Below are 23198 nucleotides of genomic sequence, written 5' to 3'. Positions count from 1 at the left end.
AATATCTTATACTTTATACTGAAAAAGGCTCTTTAGTAAAGGAGGCTTTTTATTAGCTTAATATTCAATGAATATACGATTTGTTTTTAAAGCTTTCTAAAGTTGTGCTGCTCCAGATTTAAATTCAGAAGGATTGTAGCCGTATTTCTCTTTAAAGACTTTTCTAAAATATTTTATACTGCTAAAGCCAACTTCAAAAGAAGCTTCAGTAACCGAGTATTCTTCTTGATAGATAAGTTTAGCAGCTTTCTTCAGTTTTGTGTCTCTTATAAATTCGTTAATACTTTGGCCGGTAATGGCTTTGATTTTTCGGTATAAAGAAGTTCTACTCATACCAAGTTCTTTCACCAGGTAATCTGTATTTACTTTAACTTCAGGGCAGCCTTTTAAGATAAGTTCTTCGGTTTTTAGTAAAAATTTTTTTTCAGAATCGATAATTCCAGAAGCTTTTTCAGAGAAAGTATGTTCCTGAATGTTGGGATTTTCATTCAGTAAAAATTCACGTAATTTTTTACGATTTTCGAGTATCGCTTTAATTCTGGTTTTTAATAATGTAGGATGAAATGGTTTGGTCACATAATCATCTGCTCCTTTAGAAAATCCTGAAGAAATACTTTCGGTATTACTTTTGGCGGTTAATAATATGATTGGAATATGGCTAGTGATATGATGTGTCTTTAATTCATTGCATAGCTGAATACCGTCTAGTTTTGGCATCATCACGTCTGAAATTATTAGATCTGGGACATATTTTAATGCTTTTTTTACACCATCTTCACCATCACGGGAATGAATAAGATCAAAATCTTCTTTAAGGATGCTGTCCAGGAACATTAATATTTCAGGATTATCATCTACAATTAACACTATTTCCTTACCTTTTTTACCAGCTAATTGTTTTTCTTTTTTATCTATAATAGCGGTTTGTGTAAAACTTTCTTTAGCCAGATTGTTTTCAAGGTCTTTTTCTTCGATTAAAGATTCTAACTCTTTCGCTTTAAGATTTGTAGGAATACTAAGTATAAATTGAGTAATACCATTTTCTTCACTCTTAACATTAATAGTTCCTTTGTGAAGTTCGGCAAAACGTTTTGAGAGCGCTAAACCAATACCAGAGCCTTTCTTTTTAAGGCTGTTATCAGCGCGATAATACCAATCGAAAATTTGATCAATATCTTCTTCTTTAATCCCAATACCCTGATTACTAACTTTTATTTTAAGCATCCCATTTTCAGTAAAAACTTCAATAGCTACTTTTCCCTGCCATTTAGAATATTTAATTGCATTAGATAATAGGTTGTTATATATAATTTCGAGCTTACTTAGATCACAATTAAACTTTTCTAATTGAATTAAAATAGCCAAAGAGAGCTTAATTTTCTTGTCTTTAGCAAGTGGCTTATAATTTTTTGTCCATTGTTCGATGTGTTTTTCAAGATCATGTTGCCCCACTACCAATTGGCTAAGACCTTCTTCAGCTTTTCTAAATTCCAATAATCGATCTATGCGGCCATACAGATTTTGAGCATTTCGTTTAATGAAATTTAGATTTTCGATAGTTTCCTGTTTACTTACTTTACTTAGTAAACTATCCACAGGAGCCATAATTAGCGTAAGTGGTGTTTTTAGTTCGTGTGAGAATGCTGTGAAAAATCGTAGTCGTTCTTCGTTAAGATCATGTTCTAGCTTTCTTTGTCTTTTTTCAAAAACTAAAGAATTATTTAGTTTTAATCGATCTGAATAATATTTGCCAATCACAAATAGAACCAAACAAAATGCCAGCACGTAAAGGAAGTAAGCTGGAAGAGTCGCCCAAAAAGGAGGAAGAATGGTTACTGCTAGTAATTTAGAAGTATTTTTGCTGTAAGGAGAATCTGTTTTTATTTCTAACTGGTATTCGCCCGGTGGGACATTAGTAAAATTAGCAGATCCTACCCCCTGGGTTTTTACCCAAAATTCGTTGTGACCTTTTAACTGGTAGCTATACTCAACATTTTTTGCTTCGGGAAATTTTAATGATGCAAAATCTATAGAAAATGTATTTTGATCATGTTCCAAAACAATCGAAGACTGGTAAGGTAAGGAGGTTCTTAAGATAGCATCTTTCTCGTCTTTTACCGGTACCTTTTTGTTGAGAACGATTAGATCTTTAAGTATTAGTGGATAGTTACTTTCTTGCTTAGAGAACTCTTTAGGGTTAAAATAGTTCACACCGTTAATTCCACCTGCGTAAATGATGCCAGTATTAGAGATCAACAAGCATCCAACGCCAAATCCGCCTTTTTGGATATTACTCAGGTTAGAAATGTCTATTATTTCTTCATTTTTCAGGCTGTAGCGATTAATGCCGTTATAGGTAGAAAGCCATAAAAAATCATTGTTCTCTTGTACAATATCGGTTATAGAGTTATTGCTAAGTCCATTCTCTTCAGTATAAGTATTAATTTCTTTAGATTCAGGATCAAGCAAAATCAGTCCGCCATATCTTGTGCCGGCAAAAATTTTATTTGCTGAAATTGGATGAATAGCAAATACGATATTACTACTCATTCCTTCAATATTCGAAGTATTGAAAGAATCAGAAATGTTAGTTTTTGGATTATATTTTATAATTCCTGTTCCAAATGTACCTAACCAAAGATTTCCTTGCTTATCTTCTTCGATATCTCTAATGTCAATCTTACCAAGGTTGTCTATATAATTAAATTGATCCTGATCTTCATTATAAAGATATAGCCCACCTTGGTTTGTTCCTGCCCAAATATTCCCGTCACTGGATTCGAATATAGCACGAACATCACTTCCATCACTTGGTTTACCTTCTAAATAATGATTAAATTTTCCTGTTTTTTTATCTAATTTGTTTAGTCCACCAAGGTAAGTTCCTACCCAAACCTGATCTTTACTATCTTGAAGAATAGATAAAATATAGTTGTTGCTTAAGCTGCTAGTATCGTTATCGCGGTGAAAAAAATGCTTGAATTTTTTTGAAACGGGATCGAATAGATCTAGGCCTCCACCATCTGTCCCAATCCAGATATTAGACTTTGAAGCATTAGCTAATGTTCCTATTCTATTATGAATTAAAGAGTTTTCTGTTTGTTCTTTTTTCTGAATTGCATGTATGATCTCACCTTCTGGATCTACATAATTAATTCCGGTTGAAGTTCCAATCCAAACTTTATTATCCTTATCTAATGTAATTGTATTAATAGAGCGGTTATATACACTACTACCGTCGTTCTTAGGTAAAAACTTTTTGATGATTGGTTCATTTGGATTTTCTAAAAATGAATTCTTATGTAAGATATTTAAGCCGCCATTTCTGGTCCCTATCCATAGATTACCTTTTTTATCCTCCTGGAAGGAGAGAATATCTGTATCACTTAAATGATCTTCTATAGTAATTTTTTTACCAGAACTGGTAATCACTGAAATTCCTGAACGTGTACCAATCCATAAATTGGCCCTTTGGTCTTCGTATAAACAGTTAATTATCGAGGAGTTTAAAAAGCTACTGTTTGCCTGGTATTTCTTAATTACTTTGCCAGAGCTATAATCTACCTTGTTTAATCCTTTATTAAAAGTTCCCACCCAAAGAATCGAATCTTGCTGTAAAAACGAACAGGAAATTTCTTTTGAAGTAAGCGAGCTATAGTCAATATATTTTTTCTGAAATTCTAAATTTTCATTTAGTAATTGAAGCCCGCCACGATAAGTACCAATTATAACAGATCCTGAAGAAGTTAAGGAAATGGAGCTTATACTGTTATTAATTAATCCATCATTTTGCTGAATCAATTTCATTTCCCCCGTTCTGGTGTTGTAAACATTCAAGCCTTCATCTGTACCGATAAGAAGTTCATTTGGATTTTTGAAAACTAGTCGTTGTACTGAATTATTTGCAATTCGGTATTTTTTGGAGCTTGCATTTTCCCTAAACTTTAGAAATTCAGACCCATCGTATCTGTTAAGCCCATCCTCTGTAGCGATCCATATAAATCCCAGGTCGTCCTGGATAATATCATTAATAGAATTACTGGAAAGTCCATTTTCTACATTTAATAGATGAAAATTTAATTCCTGCTGAATTTCGCTATTTTTAAATTCTTGTGCATAAATGTGGCTTCCCAAAATTAAAAAGCCTAAGAATATTGTAGAGATCAACTTCATAACCATGACATTAAATACGCGTGCAATCGTTTTCTTTTTGTGTGGTAAAGATTTTACGTCTAAGCGGGGAAATATACATAAATGTATAAAAAACACTTATTATTATAATAGAAATATTTAAAAAACAATCCTCGGTTTTTAAAGATTCTTTACAGATTCAAACCTTAAGATAATTTATCTGCAAAGTATAAGATTTGGACGAAAACTGCCCTAATTCTTATTAATTAATACCCTTTTTAATAAATAAAATTAGACGAATTTTATTATACAATAGCTATAAGCGTTTTTAACAATACTATAAGTAGACTGTTCGATACTCATATATTTTCTATATCGATCAAAATATCAAAATTTAAGAGCTTTTAGAGTTAATAGAAGTTTTTAGTGTGAATTTTAGGGGGCATTTTTGCCCCTTAAATGTTTACGTAACTTATGTAAAACATCGATAAATTATCTTCCGTTTTCTAATTTGAGTATCGTTTTAAAGAATTGTGGTTTTAATAGAATTATTTTTTGTGATATTTCAATTATAAACATCTAGGGTTCATGAATTAACAAAATGTACCAAATAACACCCCTATTTTGGACAGATTTTATCCTTTATAAAAGCCTAAAATTGGAGAATTTTGAAAAGAATTCATAGCGAAATCGATTTCTTGGTTTCGTTAATGGTATTCAAAATATAACAATTCGTTTTCAATTAAATTTTTAGCTATATGTATAAAATTTTACAACAATCGCAAAAGCTCAAAGTCTGTTGCTTTATATTCTTTGCGTTTTTATCACACGTAATCATTGCACAGGAGCGTGAAATTTCTGGTGTAGTGCTAGACAATTCAGGACTGCCATTACCTGGCGCTTCTGTATTATTGAAAAACACCTCGAATGGTGTAGTCACCAATTTTGAGGGTGAGTTCGAAATTATCGTTCCGCAGGATGGCAATAACAATCAAACACTTCTTATATCCTATATAGGATTTTTAGAAAAAGAGATTACTCTAACAGAGGAAGCCTATTATGAAATTACTCTACAACCTAACGAAGAAGCTTTAGATGAAGTTGTTGTAGTAGGTTATGGAACGAAGAAAGAAAAAGACGTTACAGGTGCAATTAGTTCTATTAAATCTGAAGATATTTCTCGTACTACTTCTACAACGACTGCTGGAGCCTTAGCCGGTAAAATACAGGGTGTAGCAGTTAGAGCTCAGGATGCGAGACCCGGTCGTGGAGCTTCTTTAGAAATTCGTAACATGGGAAATCCTCTTTATGTAATTGATGGTGTTCCTTATGGAGGTGATAACGGTCGTGACTGGGTACAATCCACAGGAAACTCTGGCGAGGATATGTTCAATTCCTTAAACCCAGAAGATATAGAAAGTATCACTATACTTAAAGATGCTTCTGCTGCTGTATATGGTATGAGGGCTGCTAACGGTGTTGTTCTTGTAACTACTAAAAAGGGAAAAAATTCAGATCAGCCGAAGATCAATATTAATGGATATACGGGTTGGCAAAACCTTACTCGTTTTCCAGAATTGGCTAATGCAGCACAATATACCAGAGGTCTTGTAGAAGCAGCACAGAATGAAGGTCGTGATCCTACTACTGTTTTTACGCCAGAAGAGTTACAGAGATGGCAGGAGGGAACAATGCCTGGATACCAAAGTTATGATTACTATGATTTTATCATGAGAGATAATGTTCCTCAATATCATTTAAATGCGAGTGTTTCTGGGGGTACAGATAAAACGAACTATTACTTATCTCTAGCCAATACAAAACAAGAGGCGCTATTGGATGATTTTGGTTACGAGAGAACAAACTTACAGGCAAATATCGAATCACAAATAGCGAAAAGGTTAAAAGTAGGTACACAGATTAGTGGTAGACTCGAAGAAACCAATGATGTAGGTTTACCTGGAGGAGATGGTTATTTTTCAGCGATTTTAGGACTGTTTAGTAATTTACCAACTTCACCTCCTTACGCTAATAACAATCCAGAATATCCAAACCATACCCGGGATTATTCTAGAAACCCTGCTTTATTCGAAAGAGATATTGTAGGGTATAAAGACAATTTTGGTAGAAACCTGAATGTAAATTTATATGCTGAATATGAATTTGATTTTGGACTAAAAGCAAGAGGTACATACTCTTATAATTTTAGCAACAATAAATTTGATGGTTTTCAGTATACTTACGATGTTTTTACATATGATGAAGCTAACGACACCTATAATCCAACAGGTGGAGCAGATGGTGGTTGGAGATATCAGACAGAGAGAGAAGATATAAGTACATTCTCTCAGATCAAACTAGACTATGCCAAAAAGATCGATAAACATTCATTTACGATAATGGCTGCATATGAGCGATCTGATTTTGAGCAGGATTACCAGCAAATGGGAACCAATCCTTCTAATAATTATCTACCATTACTAGAATTTGATCAATTAAATTCTTTTTCAGATGGTTGGAGCTATCAGGCAAGAGCAGGATACATTGGTAAAATCAACTATAGTTTTGATGATAAGTACCTTATCGAATTATTAGGAAGATATGATGCATCTTATCTGTATCCAGAAGATGACCGTTGGGGATTCTTTCCTGGGATATCATTAGGATGGAGAATTTCAGACGAAAAGTTTTTCGAGCCACTTACAGGAGTGATAGACGATCTTAAAATTAGAGCTTCTACCGGAGAAACCGGACAGGAACAGGGTGTAGGATTGTTTGATTATTATGGTGGCTATACTTGGAATAATGGTAGTGCTGTACTAGATGGAAACTATACTACTGGATTGCGTCCTAGAGGCTTGCCCATTAGAAATTTATCCTGGGTTACCAATACAAATTCTAACATAGGTATAGATCTTACAATGTTTAATAACAAACTTAGTGTTACTGCAGATGTTTTTAGAATAAGAAGAACTGGAGTTCCTGCACCAAGGTATGATGTTTTACTGCCAAGTGAGGTAGGTTATACTTTACCAAATGAAAACCTTAATGAAAATGGGTATAATGGTGCAGAAGGTATAATTACTTATAAAGGTTCAATAAATGACTTTGATTATTCTGTGAGCGGTAATTTCACCTATTCCAGATATAAAAACATTTCATCTTATAAACCACGCTTCGGAAATTCTTGGGCCGAATATAGAAATTCTTCTGAAGGCCGTTGGGGTGGTATCTGGTGGGGATATCAGGTAGTTGGAAGATTTGAAAATGAAGAGCAAATTAGAAATCACCCTATTAATATTGACGGTCAAAATAACAGAACTTTGTTGCCAGGAGATTTTATGTATAAGGATGTAAATGAAGATGGCGTGATTAACTGGATGGACGAACGTCCTATTGGTTACCCAAATAGTTGGTCGCCTATAATTTCCTATGGTGGGACTATTGCTATGAATTGGAAAAATATCGATCTTACTGTAGATCTTGCTGGTGGTACAATGCAATCCTGGTTTCAAGATTATGAGTTAAGAAACCCATTTCATGCAGGAGGAAACTCTCCAGCCTATTTGTTAGAAGATCGTTGGCATAGAGCTGATCCTTATGATCCAGAAAGTGAATGGATTCCTGGACGTTATCCAGCCATTCGTAACGGTAACGTAGGGCCAAACTATCTAAATAGCGATTTTTGGTTAACCAATGTTTGGTTCTTAAGACTTAGAAATATCGAGTTAGGATATACTTTACCTAATGAATGGGTTTCAAAAGTAAATGTAGATCGACTTCGTTTTTATGTAACCGGTTCTAATCTGGCTTCTTTTGATAATGTAAGTGGTTTCGAGATCGATCCAGAAATATCAGCAAGTGGTTCAGTAGTTTATCCACAACAAAGAACAATTGTTGTTGGCTTAAATCTTTCACTTTAATAGTAGTTTTTAAAATATTATTATGAAATATACAATTTTACGCATCTTATTAGTTGCATGTTTTATGGGCGTTGTTGGTTGTGATAACGATTCATTTCTGGAACGCCAGCCCCGTAACATCATTGGGGACGAGCAATTATGGAATGACCCTGAGTTGATTCAGTCTCTCCTGGCTAATTATTATGATAGATTACCAAGTTTACACGGTGTCTTTAATGTTGGAGGAATGACAGAGATCGACGACGCTATGTGGTCTGGTCATTTTGATCAAAACTGGAGAAACGACTTTCAGTATGGATACGACTATGGTCGCTTTTGGGATTATGGGTTTATAAGAGATATAAACTTAGCTCTAGATAATCTGGAGGAATTTAGTACAGAGATCGATGTAGACCAAAGAAATCTTTTTGGAGCTGAACTTAGATTTATTAGAACATTTGTTTACTTCGAAATGGTAAAACGAATGGGGGGAGTTCCGCTAGTAACCGAACAACTTGTTTACGATTATAGTGGTGATCCAGAGTATTTACAAATACCAAGATCTACAGAAGCTGAGGTATACGATTTTATTTATACTGAATTAGAAGATATCAAAGATGATCTTAGCGGCAACAATGGTAGCCAGACACGTGCAAATTACTACACAGCATTAGCACTAGAAAGTCGCGCAATGTTATATGCAGGTTCTTTAGCTAAATATAATAATTTAATGGATAATCCAATTACTTTACCTGGAGGTGAGGTAGGAATTCCAGCAGGTAGAGCAAACGAATTTTACACAAGATCTTTAGAGGCTACTCAGGAAATTTTACAAAATGGAAATTATGCACTCTATAACGAGAATCCAGATAGAGGTATGAATTTCTATGAAATGTTAATGGATAAATCCAGTAACGAAGTGATTTTCGCCAAAGATTTTCAAAATAGTTTAAAAACGCATGGATTTACTTACGAGAATATTCCAAGAAGTTTAACTGAGGATAATGAATATCCTTCTAATCTTACGCCATCATTAAATCTGGTAGAGAGTTATGATTATTTGGATGGTAGTGATGGAGAATTAAGAATTACAGATGAAAGTGGTTCACCCATAGTCTACGATGAGCTTACAGACATTTTTGATAATAAAGATGCTCGTTTGTATGGAACGGTAATTTATCCAGGAACTACATTTAGAAGTACACCTGTTGGATTGCAAGCTGGTGTTGCAGTATGGGATGGATCTGGTTATTCTTATGAAACTTCTCAAACCTTAGGTAGTACTTACGAAGATGGAGGATTATGGACAGGTGCAGATGGTCCACAGGATAATGCACAGTTTGTAAGTAATACAGGCTTCTATATTCGTAAATTTTTGAGTAATGCTTCTGGAGCCAGCCTTCGAGGAGTAGCTTCAGAAAACTGGTGGCCTTGGTTTCGTTTAGGAGAAATCTATTTAAATGGAGCAGAAGCAGCTTTCGAATTAGGGCAAACTGAAACAGCAACTACTTACATAAACACTTTGAGAGAACGTGCAGGTTTCCCTGTCAATAGTATTGCAAGCGTAACTATGGAGGACATTCGTAATGAACGCCGTGTAGAGTTAGCATTCGAAGATCATCGATTCTTTGATCTAAAACGCTGGAGAATAGCACACGAAATTTGGGATGGAGATGAAAATAGCGAACAGGCAGTTGTATACGGTTTGTATCCTTATAGAATTGTTCGTCCTGGACATCCAGATGACAATCGTTATATCTATAATAGGATAAGACCAACCAGGTTTAGAAGAGCTCGCCTGTTTAGATTAGGTAATTATTATGCTTCAATAGATCAGGGAGTTCTTAATAACAATCCAAGATTGGTAAGAAACCCTTATCACTAGAAATTAACTCCTAACAAAAACTTATTTGTAATGAAAAAATATATCATATATAGCCTTGTATCGATTAGTTTGATGCTGGCAGGTTGTGAAAAAGATAATTTTGATGCACCTAACGCAATGTTAGAGGGACAGGTAACTTATCAGGGAGAACCTGTATCTGTAAGATCTAATAGTGCAGAGTTTCAGATTTGGCAGGATGGTTATGCTTTAGATGAATTTATTCCCGTATTCATTGCTCAGGATGGCACTTACTCTGTGTCCCTTTTTGCAGGTGAATATAAATTGGTTCGTCGTGGTGGTGATCCATGGTTGCCACAATTAAATGATACGATCGTGGTTCAGGTAGACGGTACAACTCAGATAGATGTTCCGGTAACACCATATATCAATATCAATAACGAAAGTTTTCAGGTAAATGGGCAAACCTTAAATGCCAGTTTCCAGATCGATCAAATCGTAGAGGACACTAATGTTCAAGAAGTAAGTATAATGCTTAGCAGAAATATTCTTTTAGACAGAAATATAAATGACTTTAACGAAGTTATAGAACTTGAAGATTTTGAGTTTGGTACAAGTAATTCTGTAGATATAGAAATACCAGAATCTTTAAGAGGAGAGGAATATTTGTATGTTAGAGTTGGTGCCCGATCTTCTATGGCTAACGAGTTAATTTATACCAATGCACAACAGATCGATTTATAGGATTTTAGTAATCCTTTTATTGGTCGGTTTTTCATCTTTTGGGCAATCTAGTTTAGAAAATGCTGCAAGTAGTGTAGAGCAAATTAACATAGATACTTCTGTGGTTTACCAAAGTATAGACAACTTTGGAGCTTCAGATGCTTGGTCCTGCCAGTTTGTAGGACTTTGGCCGAAAGATAAAAAAGAAAAAATCGCCTCCTTACTTTTTAGTAAGGAGGTAGATTTAGATGGTAATCCTAAAGGAATTGGCCTCTCACTTTGGCGATTTAATTTAGGCGCAGGAAGTAGTGCACAGGGAACGCAAAGTGATATTAAAGACGAATGGCGTAGAGCAGAATCTTTTCTTCAGGAAGATGGGTCCTATAATTTCGAGAAACAAAAAGGCCAGGTTTGGTTTGCACAAAAAGCCAAAGACTTTGGGGTAGATCAACTCTTGTTATTTTCAAATAGTCCGCCAGTAAAATTTACTAAGAACAGCAAAGCCTATAGCTCTTCTGGTCAGGCTTCAAATTTGGAAAAAAGTCAGTTTCAAAATTTTGCAACTTATTTAACCAATGCTATAATAGGTTTAGAAAAAAAGGGACTATCGATAGATTATGTTAGTCCGTTTAACGAGCCGCAATGGGATTGGGCAGATGCCGGCCAGGAAGGAACTCCGTTTTGGAATAACGAAATTGCAGATTTTGTTAGAGTTTTAGATTCAGAAATAACAAAAAAAGGTTTAAAAACTAAAATAGACATTGCTGAAGCCGGACAAATAAATTACTTAACACGAGAGGACAACAGGCCTGGAAGGGGAGATCAAATAACCCAATTCTTTAAACCCGAGTCTAAAAATTACCTGGGAAATTTAACTAATCTTAGCCATACAATTTCTGGGCATAGTTACTTTACGACCTCACCAAATCAAAAATTGATAAAAGAAAGGGAAATTCTTTCTGAATCTTTAGAAACTGTAGAAGGTCTTAAATTTTGGATGTCTGAATATTGCATTCTTGGTGATAATTATGGTGAAATTGAAGGAAACGGAAGAGATCTAAGCATAGATCCGGCTTTATATATGGCCAAGGTAATCCATAGTGATCTGGCAATTGCGAATGCATCTGCATGGCATTGGTGGACGGCAATTTCTCCTTACGATTATAAGGATGGGTTAATTTATATTGATAAAAATAAGCAGGACGGCGATTTTTATGAGAGTAAAATGCTTTGGACTTTAGGAAATTATAGTAGATTTATTGAGCCTGGAAGTAAAAGGATAAAAGCTTCAGTTAATACAGCGTCTTCTTTGCTTTCTTCAGCTTATATCGATAAAGCCAACTCTAAAATAACTCTAGTAATCATTAATTCTGAAAATAAAGAGATAAACATACAGCCTAATTTACAGGATATAGAGATTCAGGAACTCAAGACCTATGTTACCTCTAAAGATTACAATCTAGAATTAATACCTAATACAAAATCAAATATAGAAGTACCTGCTAAATCTATAATTAGCCTTGTTTATAAAATAGCACCGTAAAATCCAGAATATTATGCGCTCATCAACTTCCTTTCTAAAAATCATCTTTGTTTTATTTCTTTTTGGATTAGTGCCAATTTATGCCCAGGAATCTGAGAGTTTAAAGACAGATCTGGGAGCTCAAAATTTTGATTATAACTGGAAATTTTCATTGGGCGATCATCCAAAAGCTGTATCCAAAGATTTTGATGATAGTATCTGGAAAAACCTTGTTTTACCACATGATTGGAGTGTGAGTTTGCCTATTAAAAATGAAAATCCTTCAGCTGGTGCTGGGGGATTTTTTGAAAATGGGTTTGGCTGGTATAGGAAAGAGTTTATGGTACCTGAAACCTTAAATGGCAAAAAGCTAAGTATTCATTTCGGCGGAGTTTATATGAATTCTGAAGTTTTTATAAATGGCAGGTCACTCGGAGTTCATCCTTATGGTTATACTCCTTTTAGTTTCGATTTAACTCCCTTTTTAAAATATGGGGAAAACAATATAATTGCTGTTAAGGTAGATAATAGCCAGCAAATTAATAGTAGATGGTTTAGCGGTTCTGGAATTTACAGACATGTATACTTAAAAGTGAAAAATCTTATTCATTTTGAAGATGAAGGAACTTTTATAACAACTGTAAGTGCTGAAAAGGATAAAGCTGAAGTTCAAATAAGATCAGGCTTATTAAACGAATCTTTGTCAGCATCGCAGTTAGATTTCAGTATAGTTATAAAAAAGGATGGAAAACAGATTTTTTCCAAGCAGGGAATAATCGATATTAAACCTGGAGAAAAAAGAATTATTGCTGAAAAAATTGTAGTCGAAAACCCCGAATTATGGTCACCAGATCATCCTAATTTGTCTTTAGCCGAGCTCTCTATTTCAACAGAAGGTAAAATTTTAGACAGCGTTACTGAAGATTTTGGAATAAGAACAATTAGTTACAATGCTAAAAATGGTTTTGTGCTGAATGGAAAAAGTATTCTAATAAATGGAGGAAACGTTCATCACGACAATGGAGCATTGGGCGCTGCCGCATTCGATCGCGCAGAGGTTAGAAAAGTTCAATTGCTAAAGAATGCTGGTTTTAATGCAGTAAGGACAGCCCATAACCCGCCATCTAAAGCATTTTTGGATGCTTGTGATAGTATAGGTCTTTTAGTTGTCGATGAGATTTTTGACGGTTGGCGTACTGAAAAAAACACTCACGATTATGCTAAATACTTTGATAACTGGTATAAGAAAGATACACAAGCTATGGTTAAGCGTGATCGTAATCATCCTTCGATCGTTTTTTGGAGTATAGGCAATGAAATTATTGAAAGAAAAGATCCAGAAGCTGTAAAAACTGCAAGATTGCTTAAGGATGCGGTATTAGAATTAGATACGACCAGGCCTGTAACTTCAGCAATGACCACCTGGGATAGTGATTGGGAAATCTTCGATCCACTTTTTAAAGTTCATGATATTGGAGGCTACAATTATCAACTGCATAGAGCTGAATCTGATCACCAGCGAGTACCTTCTCGTATAATACTTCAAACAGAATCCTATCCTAAAGATGCTTTTTTCTGTTGGAATATGACTGATTCTCATTCTTATATTATTGGAGACTTTGTATGGACTGCGATGGATTATTTGGGAGAATCTGGAATTGGTCGGTATGTTTATCCTGGTGAACCAGAAGGCGAGCATTGGTCTGGAAATTTATTTCCATGGCATGGGGCTTATTGTGGTGATATAGATCTTTTGGGATGGAGAAAACCAATCTCTCATTATCGAAGTATGTTATGGAATAGTGACGAAGGAGTCTATATGGCTGTTAAAGTGCCAAACCCTAAAGAAGGTGATATAAAGTTGACTATGTGGGCAGTTTGGCCAACCTGGGAAAGCTGGACCTGGCCGGGTTATGAGGAAAAAGAGCTAGAAGTTGAGGTGTATACTAAAAATAAAAATGTAAAACTTTTTCTTAACGGCCGGTTTTTGGAAGAAAAAGAGATTTCTAGGGAAACCGAATACAAAGCTGTTTTTATGGTTCCTTATCAACCAGGAAAATTGGTAGCAAAAGCATATAACGATGGAAAAGAAAGGGCTAGCTTTAATTTAACTACAGCAGGAAATGTTGAGAAAATTAAATTACTACCAGAGCAAGATATGGTATTAGCAAACGCTCAGGATCTTGTGTATGTTAATGTGGAGCTTCAGGATAAAAACGGAGTAATAAACCCGGTTTCAGATCAGGAAATTAGTTTTGAGGTTATTGGCCCTGCAGAAATTATTGCTGTAGATAATGCAAATCTTAAAAACTCAGATCCATATAACAGTAAAATCCGAAAAACCTGGAATGGTAAAGCTCTTGTGATCCTTCGAAGTACGAGAGAATCAGGAACAATTTCCCTTACAGCAAAGGGAAGAGGTTTACCTAATGCTAACATTCAAATAAAATCCATAGAAAATGACTAAACTATGTATTAGGATTTTTGCGATATTTTTTCTTTCAATAAACCTACAAGTCTCCGCTCAACGTAATTCAGAAATTAAAACGAATATCCCTTTAGATTCCATTCGGCTTAGCGATCCATATATTTTGGCAGATAAAGCCTCCAAAATGTATTATATGACGGGTACGGGAGGTAAACTTTGGAAGAGTAAAGATCTTAAACTTTGGGAAGGGCCTTTTACGGTTGTAGAAACAGACCCAAATTCATGGATGGGAAAAAGACCAATGATCTGGGCAGCAGAAATTCATCAATTTAAAGGCAAATATTATTACTTCGCCACCTTTACAAATCGCGATGTAATTATCGATACCGTTAAAGGCAATACGATTGAAAGACGAGCCAGCCATATTTTGGTAAGTGATGCTCCAGGAGGTCCTTATATACCAATGGAAGACGAGACTTATTTACCGGCAGATAAACCAACCTTGGATGGTACTTTTTGGGTAGATAAAGATGATAAACCTTATATGGTTTATTGTTATGAATGGTTACAAAACTGGGATGGTACGATTGAAAAAATTCAGCTTAAACCAGATCTAAGCGGTTCTATTGGCGAAGGAGAGTTATTATTTAAATCCAGTGAATCGCCGTGGAGTAAAGAGCGTACCGACGATGGAAAGGTAAAACCAAATAAAGTAACCGATGGCCCTTTTTTGTTTGAAACTCAAACCGGTAAATTAGGAATGCTTTGGACAAGCTGGGTATTTGGCGATTATGTTCAGGGAGTGGCATATTCTGAAAGTGGAACTTTAGACGGCCCTTGGATTCAGGAAAAAGAACCTATTACTCCGCCTAATTTTGGTCACGGTATGATATTTAAAACCTTTGAAGGGAAGCTGCTAATGGCATTACACAGCCATCGAGTAGGGCCTAATGGGAACTATATTAGAATTCCTAATTTGTTAGAAGTAGACGATCGTGAAGATAAAATTTATGTATATTTAAAAAACTAGCTACGATTATAGTAAATTTGACAATAAGCATATCAACCAATTATAATAAAAAAATGAAATCAGTAAAACTCGTTCTCTCTATAGGCTGCTTAATTTTTGCAAACCTGATAAATGCACAGATTGCAGAACTTAAAAGTCCAAATGAAAAAATACATTTACAACTTCACGAAAACGACGGAAAAATATCATACGATATTCATTATTCTGAAGAGCAATTTTTAGAAGATTCACCATTAGGATTAAAGACCTCACTGGGTGATTTTTCAGCTAACCTAAAATTTATTTCTTCGGAAGAAAATACCATCGAAAACTCTTATGATCTTAATCGAGCTAAAGTAAGCCATGTAGATTATAAGGCGAATGAGTTAGTTTCTAAATTCGTAAACGAGAATGAAGATACGCTGTTCGTATATTTCAGACTTTCTAACCGTGACGTGGCATATTCCTATAAGTTGAAATCGAAAGTAGGGCGATCCAATGTGAAAATTTTCGAGGAAGCTTCAGGTTTCAATTTACCAGATTATGCAACTACGTATATAACTCCGCAAGCCTTACCAATGACAGGGTGGAGCGAAACAAAACCATCTTATGAGGAAGAATATACTTTAAACGGAAAGCTAGGCGAACCATCAACTTATGGCGAAGGTTATACCTTTCCTGCACTCTTCAAATTGGGCGAAAACGGTTGGATTTTAATTTCTGAAACTGGCGTAGATGGAGGGTATCCAGGAAGTCGCCTAAGTGAATCTACGGCAGATGGGAGATTTACTGTTCAATTTCCGCAGGAAGGAGAAAATAATGGTATTGGTGATACTTTTGCAGCAATGGCGATGCCGGCTAAAACACCATGGCGAACCATTACGCTTGGAGAAAGTTTAAAACCAATCGTAGAATCTACTGTTGCATTCGACCTTGTGGAGCAAAAATACGAGCCAAGTATCGATTATCAAATGGGACGTGCTACCTGGAGCTGGATCGTTTGGCAGGACAACAGTATTAATTACAACGATCAGTTAAAATATATCGATATGGCATCTGCTTTAGGTTTCGAATATGTATTGATCGATAACTGGTGGGATAACAATATTGGTTACAAACGAATGGAAGAGCTAGTAAAATATGCGCAATCTAAGGATGTAGATGTTTTGCTTTGGTACAATTCTAATGGATATTGGAACGAGGCGCCGCAAACTCCACAGGACAAAATGAATACCAGTGCCGCCAGAAAAAAAGAAATGGAATGGTTACAAAAAATTGGCGTTAAAGGTTTAAAAGTCGATTTCTTTGGCGGGGATAAACAAACCACCATGAAGTTGTATGAAGATATTTTAACTGAAGCTAACGATTATGGTCTTGGAATCACCTTTCATGGATGTACTATCCCAAGAGGTTGGCAAAAAATGTATCCAAACTATGTAACTTCAGAAGCTGTTTTAGCTTCAGAGAACTTGATCTTTCGTCAGGATGCTTTAGATAAACATGCGCTAAATTCAACAATATTACCTTTTACAAGAAATGCCGTTGGAGCGATGGATTTTGCACCTGTTTTCTTAAACCAGAAAATGTCTAGAGACCAAAAAGGAGGTACGATTAGAAGCACTACAGATGCTTTCGAGCTGGCGACTTCTATATTATACTTTTCACCAATTCAGCATTTTGGTTTAACGCCAAATAACCTTGAAGAACAACCAGATCATGTACTCGATTTTATTAAAGAAGTGCCTAGCGTTTGGGACGAAACTATTTATATTGGTGGAACTCCAGAAGATTATTGTGCGCTGGCGCGTAGAAAAGGAGACCAATGGTATGTTGCCGTAACCAATGCAACTAAAGAGAAGCAAAAAATAGAATTAGAGCTGCCAATGCTCGCAGGAAAAGAGCTAAAACATCTTTATGATAATAAGGATAAAACAGCAGGCTATAAAACCGCTAAAATTAAAAATAACGGTACTTTAAAAATAGAATTACTTCCTGAAGGGGGAGCTGTTTTATATTAAAATATAAGCCGAAATTATATAAAAAAGCCTCTCATTTTTTGGGAGGCTTTTTTTGTTTAGACCGATCATACAGGTTTTGGGTTATTAAAATAGTAGCCTGTAATAATAACTGTAAAAAATACGCTAAATTAGAATTCCGAAACTTCTAAAATCATCATCAATGAAATCAAAGATTATTGCTTTTCTAATATTTGCCTTACTTTTTCAGGGTTTGATAGCCCAACAACGTACTGCTGAAATTCTTCAAAATAACTGGAAATTTAAAAAAGGAAATCCTTCGGGAGCCAAAGAAATTTCAGCAAATACTTCAGATTGGGAAAATATAAGTATTCCGCATGATTGGGCAATTGCAGAAGATTTTATAAAAGATGGCGATGGAGACACCGGGAAATTACCCTGGAAAGGGCAAGCCTGGTATCGCCGGGATTTAGACCTTTCAGCAATAAAAAAAGGAAATAAGGTTTTCTTGATGTTCGATGGAGTGATGGCCTTCCCGAAAGTTTATATTAATGGAGAACTAGCGGGACAATGGGATTATGGCTACAATTCGTTTTATCTTGATGTTACCGATAAACTTGATTACTCTGAAAATGCTAAAAATGTGCTTGCCGTTCATGTAGATACTCGAAAGCACGATAGCAGATGGTATCCCGGCGCAGGAATTTACAGAAAGGTCAGTTTAATTTCTATGGCGCCAATTCATACAAAAATCTGGGGCACACAGGTAACCACGCCAATTATAAAACCAAATTATGCTGATGTTCGAATTTCCAGTCTGATAAAAAATGAAACTTCCGAAGCAAAAGAGATCACAGTCACTCAGCGTATTTTAAATCCGGAAGGCAATGAAGTTTCCAGCAAAAGTATTTCCCACGATCTACGTGCCGGGGAAGAAAATTATTTTGAAGTAAATGCACAACTAATCGACCCTATGCGTTGGGATATTGAGCATCCGCATTTATATAAAGCCATTACAGAAGTTAGTGTAGATGAACAAATCATCGATGTTTCTGAAACTACTTTTGGGATTAGAAGCATTGAATTTACGCCAGATAATGGTTTTCAATTAAACGGAAGAAGAGTGCAGCTAAAAGGCGTGAATTTACATCACGGTCACGGTCCGCTTGGTGCTGCATTTTATCCAAGAGCGATGGAACGCCAGTTAGAAATTATGAAATCTATGGGAGTAAACGCCATTAGAAGTAGTCATAATACGGCCGCTCCAGAGGTTTTAGAATTGTGCGATAAAATGGGGATTTTGATGTTTAACGAGGTTTTTGATAAATACGATCGCAAAGCCGATATTGTGGACACCACTAATTTTGAAAGTTTTGCTGAACGAAATATTCGCAATTTCGTAATGCGAGATCGAAATCATCCTTCCGTATTTATTTGGAGCGTTGGGAACGAGATGCACGATGTGCAGGCAAATTATAATAACGGATTTAAGCGTTTGCACACTATGCTGAATTATGTACGAAAATACGATCATACCCGCCCGGTAACGATGGTAAACGACGTGATGGATAATGCAGCTTTACGACATTTCGATTTTTACGATGTACATAGCTGGAACTACGGAAGACGTTATCGCCTGGCTCGCCAGATGGAACCCAATAAATCGGTCATTATTTCAGAATCTGCTTCTACTGTAAGTACACGCGGATTTTATGAATTTCCGTTACCCGAAAAGAAAACAGACTTCACCAAATCGCTTCAGGTGAGTTCTTACGATTTTCATGCACCAAATTGGGCAGAAATTGGCGACGATGATTTTATGTGGCAGCAGGACGAGCCTTATATCGCGGGTGAATTTGTTTGGACGGGTTTTGATTATTTAGGCGAGCCAACGCCCTACACTAATAAGAATGTAAAAGCGATGGGAATGAGCGATAAAGAAGCTGCACGAAGTTCATATTTTGGGATCGTGGATATTGTGGGGATTCCAAAAGATCGCTTTTTTTTGTATAAAAGCTACTGGAAGCCCAAAGAAAAAACGATTCATATTTTACCGCATTGGAACTGGAAAGGAAAAGAGGGCGAAAATGTTCCGGTTTTTGTGTATACCAATGGCGATTGTGCTGAACTTTTTATCAATGGTGAATCTCAGGGAAAACAATGTAAGTCGCCATCTTCTAAAAACTCCACAGAGCGTTTTCGTTTAATGTGGAAAGATGTGGTTTATCAACCGGGAGAAGTAAAAGTGGTTGCTTATAAACAGGGCGAGAAATTGGGCGAAAAAACTATAAAAACAACTTCTGAAGCGACCAAAATCAAACTTTCAGCAGATCGAAAAACGATAAAAGCGAACGGAATGGACCTTTCTTATGTGTTGGTAGAAGCTTTTGATAAAGACGGAAATTTAGATCCTTTAGCCAATGAAAGTTTACAAATTGAAGTCAGCGGAGAAGGAGAACTGGCCGGTGCCGGGAATGGTGATCCACAGTCTTTTGAACCACTTCAGGATCATAAAGTCGATTTATTCTACGGAAAAGCAATGATCATCCTAAAATCTGGAATGGAAGCCGGAAACATTAAACTGAAAGTAAGCAGCGAAAACCTGAAAGGAGAAACAATAAAAATTGAAACTGAGAACTAAGAGAAAAACATCGATCCCGATAGCTATCGGGATCGATGTTTTTTTTTAAATAATTGACTATTTATATTGTCATTCAATATTTCACGGAATCTCATCCAGTTTATTCAAAACTAAAGCCGAAATTAGATGATTTTCAATAGCATTTAATCTAAAACTCTTTCGAAAATACCAGTCTGGAACCTCGATTTTCAGTAGAAATTTCTTTTACTTCAGTTAATCCTAATTTTTTAATAGCATTGATCGATGCATGGTTGTGCGGACTAGCAGCTGCCAAAATTCGATGTTTTTGAAGCTCATTTTTAGCAAAATCGATCCAAAATTGTCCAATTTCAGTAGCAAAACCTTTTCCCCAGTGATTCTGGTGTAAAACAAATCCAAATTCTAGGTCATCTTTGTCGCCAAGAAAATCACACGGAATTAAACCTGTAAAACCTACAAAATCGCCTGTATTTTTATCCAAAACACATACAAAACCAATCTGTTCTTCATCATTTAGAATAAAATCATTGCTTAAAACCTCCAAAAACTCCTTTTTAGTGAGTGTTCTTCCTTTAAAAGCCGATTTCATGACCGTTTCATTCTCGCAAAAGAGCTGATAAAGCGGCATAAATAATTCAGCTTCAAAACTTACAATCTTGAGTCGGTTTGTTTCTAGTTGCATTTTAGAATTCTTCTTTAGAACTCGAAAAGTATGGAAAATTTGGGATTCAGAATTTAGACCGCTTCGCTGTTAGACATTAGAATTTAGAGTTATGTTGAATGCTAAATTTTGAATGTTGAATTAAAAAAATATCACTTCTAAACTCAATACTGTAAAATTTGAGAGATCATTTTTGCTGAAAGCTAATAGCTTTTAACCACTGCTTACTGCAACTGCCCACTGAGACCGCCTACTGCAACTGCCAACTGAATCCTAACTCCCTACATCCATATTTCCGCGGTAATATTCCATCACTTTAACTCTTAGTAAATACTGAAATTTTGCATTTGCCAGATTGATCCTGGATTGATCTAAACTGTTTTTACTTACGATATAATCTACGATGGTCGAAGCGCCGGCGTTATAGCGAATTTCATTGATCCTAAAACTTTCTTGGTAAGCCTCTACCTGCTCTTCTAAATTTTGCCATTGCTGGTAAGCGGTTTCCATATCGGCATGAACCTGAATAATACGTTGTCGAAACTGATTTTTTGTACTCTCCAGGTCAATTTTGGATTGCTTTAGACTTATTTTCTGAAGTGCTACATTGTTCTTAGCACGGAATCCATTAAAAATAGGAATGTTCACTGAAACTCCAACGCCTGTATTCAGGTTGTTAGAAAACTGATCTAAAAAAGAAATATCTGCAGTAGCATACTGAATCTGGCTTGCCAGTACTGGTAAAGATTGCCCATTGTACTGAATATAACTTCCGGTTTCTACAATTTGGCTGCCATTTTCAGTAAACGTTCGTGCGGTACTCGAATAATTAGTGTTTAGCTGCGCAAATAATCCCACTTGTGGATAATAATTGGCTCGTGTAACTTTCACCTGTTTTTCGGCGGCTTCAATTCGCAGTTCTCGAGCTTTAAAAGTGGCTAAATTTTCTACCGCTTCTTTAAAAACACGAGCAGCGCTTAAGTTGTATTTTTCATAAACTTCAAGAGAGTGATAGGCTTCAGGAAAAACTTTATAATCGATATTCAATAAAAGCGATAGCTGAGAAACAGATTGCTTCAAGTTATTTTCAGCATCGATCACGCTGTTTTCATCTGCAGAAAATTGACCTTTAATATTATTAAATTCGGCCGGATTGGCATTTCCTTCTTCATGCAAATTCTGTAATCTATCAAGCTGTCTTTGGGTATTTAAACGCCTTATTTTTGAAAGTTCCAATAGATCTTTAGCATTTAAAATCCCCATATAAGCCATAGTAACATCCAAAATCAGGTTTTGTCTGGCTTCCTGAACTTCAGCTTCAGCAGCTTTGATATTCAGCTTATCCCTTTTTAATTGATTCAGTAATCGAAATCCTTCAAAAACCGTGGCGCTAAGACTAAGACCGGCGTTCGAGTAATTTAGTTGCTGCTCGATCACATCGTTAGAATAAGGATCGATGCTTCGCCCGTTGGTAATTCCGCCAGAAATACTTCCGTTTAACGTTGGTAAAAATTCGTTCCGACTTTGTTTAAAATTAATATTGGTCGATTCTGAATTCAATTTTCGTGATTTTAGATCGGGATTATTTTTTAAAGCCAATGTGATACATTGATCCAAATTTAATATGACCGAATCCTGCTGAGATCGACTTAAAAAAGGGCAAAGGATGATGAGTATTAAGATTGATGATTTTAAGTTCATTTTTTAAGATTTTGAGATGCTTCCGTCTAAAAGATTGATGGTTTTAGAGGCATAGGCTGCGTTACTTTCAGAATGTGTGGCCTGGATGATGGTTACGCCGTCTTCTTCGTTTAATTGTTTAAAAAGTTGCATGATTTCGTCACTTTGTTTCGAGTTGAGGTTTCCGGTAGGCTCGTCTGCAAGGATTAATTTTGGTTTAGAGATTAGCGCTCTTGCGATCCCTACTAATTGCTGTTGCCCGCCACTTAACTGGTTAGGAAAAAGGTCTTTTTTACCAACAATATTAAAACGATCCAACATATCGCCAACCAGCGCTTTACGTTCAGCAGATTTTACTTTTTTGTAGAGTAGCGGAGTTTCGATGTTTTCGTAAACGGTAAGCTCGTCGATAAGGTGATATTGCTGAAATACAAAACCAATGTATTCTTTGTATAATTTTGAACGATGTTTTTCCTTCATATTATGAATGGTCTCATCCAGAAATTTGTATTCACCTTCTTGAAATCCGTCTAACATTCCAATCACATTCAGCAATGTAGATTTTCCCGAACCCGATGGTCCCATGATAGAAATAAATTCACCTTCTTTAACTTTTAGGCTTAAATCATTTAGCAGAAATGTTCTTCTTCCACCGGTGGTTACCCATTTGTAAATGTGGTCTAGTTCTAATAACATGTTTTTA

Annotated in this window: 12 protein-coding genes; 8 read left to right on the top strand and 4 right to left on the bottom strand. The window is 35.7% G+C overall.

Translation table 11 applies throughout. The features are described 5' to 3' along the window. Positions 1-96: 96 nt before the first annotated feature. Positions 97-4173 carry a hybrid sensor histidine kinase/response regulator transcription factor gene (locus INR75_RS04200; RefSeq protein ID WP_223090899.1) on the bottom strand — a complete coding sequence of 1359 codons (4077 nt, stop codon included), beginning with the start codon at positions 4171-4173 and terminating at the stop codon, positions 97-99. A gap of 716 nt (positions 4174-4889) precedes the next feature. Here INR75_RS04200 and INR75_RS04195 point away from each other — a divergent pair. The 8 genes from INR75_RS04195 to INR75_RS04160 all read left to right on the top strand — a co-directional run bounded on the left by INR75_RS04195 (position 4890) and on the right by INR75_RS04160 (position 20175). Then, positions 4890-8054, top strand: a complete 3165-nt coding sequence (locus tag INR75_RS04195) for a TonB-dependent receptor (RefSeq protein WP_223090898.1) — start codon at positions 4890-4892, stop codon at positions 8052-8054. Positions 8055-8076: 22 nt separating this feature from the next. Then, entirely contained in the window at positions 8077-9918 is a 1842-nt protein-coding gene (locus INR75_RS04190; RefSeq protein WP_223090897.1) for a RagB/SusD family nutrient uptake outer membrane protein, read from the top strand. Positions 9919-9948: 30 nt separating this feature from the next. Continuing rightward, on the top strand, positions 9949-10620 hold the full coding sequence (locus INR75_RS04185) for a DUF3823 domain-containing protein (protein WP_223090896.1): 672 nt from the start codon (positions 9949-9951) through the stop codon (positions 10618-10620). Continuing rightward, positions 10598-12142 (top strand): glycoside hydrolase, encoded by a 1545-nt coding sequence (locus INR75_RS04180; RefSeq protein ID WP_255584640.1) that lies wholly within the window; start codon positions 10598-10600, stop codon positions 12140-12142. Before INR75_RS04185 ends, INR75_RS04180 begins: the two co-directional genes overlap by 23 nt. Positions 12143-12155: 13 nt before the next feature. Further along, entirely contained in the window at positions 12156-14588 is a 2433-nt protein-coding gene (locus INR75_RS04175; RefSeq protein ID WP_223090895.1) for a sugar-binding domain-containing protein, read from the top strand. Next, positions 14581-15579: a glycoside hydrolase family 43 protein gene (locus tag INR75_RS04170; RefSeq protein WP_255584639.1), complete on the top strand. Its 999-nt coding sequence runs from the start codon at positions 14581-14583 to the stop codon at positions 15577-15579. Before INR75_RS04175 ends, INR75_RS04170 begins: the two co-directional genes overlap by 8 nt. Before the next feature lie 53 nt (positions 15580-15632). Next, positions 15633-17576: a glycoside hydrolase family 97 protein gene (locus tag INR75_RS04165; protein WP_223090894.1), complete on the top strand. Its 1944-nt coding sequence runs from the start codon at positions 15633-15635 to the stop codon at positions 17574-17576. Positions 17577-17736: 160 nt separating this feature from the next. Beyond that, on the top strand, positions 17737-20175 hold the full coding sequence (locus INR75_RS04160; RefSeq protein ID WP_223090893.1) for a glycoside hydrolase family 2 TIM barrel-domain containing protein: 2439 nt from the start codon (positions 17737-17739) through the stop codon (positions 20173-20175). 148 nt (positions 20176-20323) lie between these two features. Here INR75_RS04160 and INR75_RS04155 read toward each other — a convergent pair whose 3' ends face one another. The 3 genes from INR75_RS04155 to INR75_RS04145 form a co-directional block, all read right to left on the bottom strand. Next, positions 20324-20836, bottom strand: a complete 513-nt coding sequence (locus tag INR75_RS04155) for a GNAT family N-acetyltransferase (RefSeq protein ID WP_223090892.1) — start codon at positions 20834-20836, stop codon at positions 20324-20326. 252 nt (positions 20837-21088) lie between these two features. Continuing rightward, the gene (locus tag INR75_RS04150; protein WP_223090891.1) at positions 21089-22516 is read right to left on the bottom strand and encodes a TolC family protein; all 1428 of its coding nucleotides are present in this window, start codon (positions 22514-22516) and stop codon (positions 21089-21091) included. A 3-nt stretch (positions 22517-22519) separates the two neighbouring features. After that, positions 22520-23191: an ABC transporter ATP-binding protein gene (locus tag INR75_RS04145; protein WP_223090890.1), complete on the bottom strand. Its 672-nt coding sequence runs from the start codon at positions 23189-23191 to the stop codon at positions 22520-22522. Between the last annotated feature and the right edge of the window lie 7 nt (positions 23192-23198).

The sequence above is a fragment of the Zunongwangia sp. SCSIO 43204 genome (assembly GCF_019904275.1).
Classification (GTDB): Bacteria; Bacteroidota; Bacteroidia; order Flavobacteriales; family Flavobacteriaceae; genus Zunongwangia; species Zunongwangia mangrovi.
Note: the sequence above shows the minus strand (reverse complement) of the source record. Positions and strands in the feature narration are given on the sequence as shown.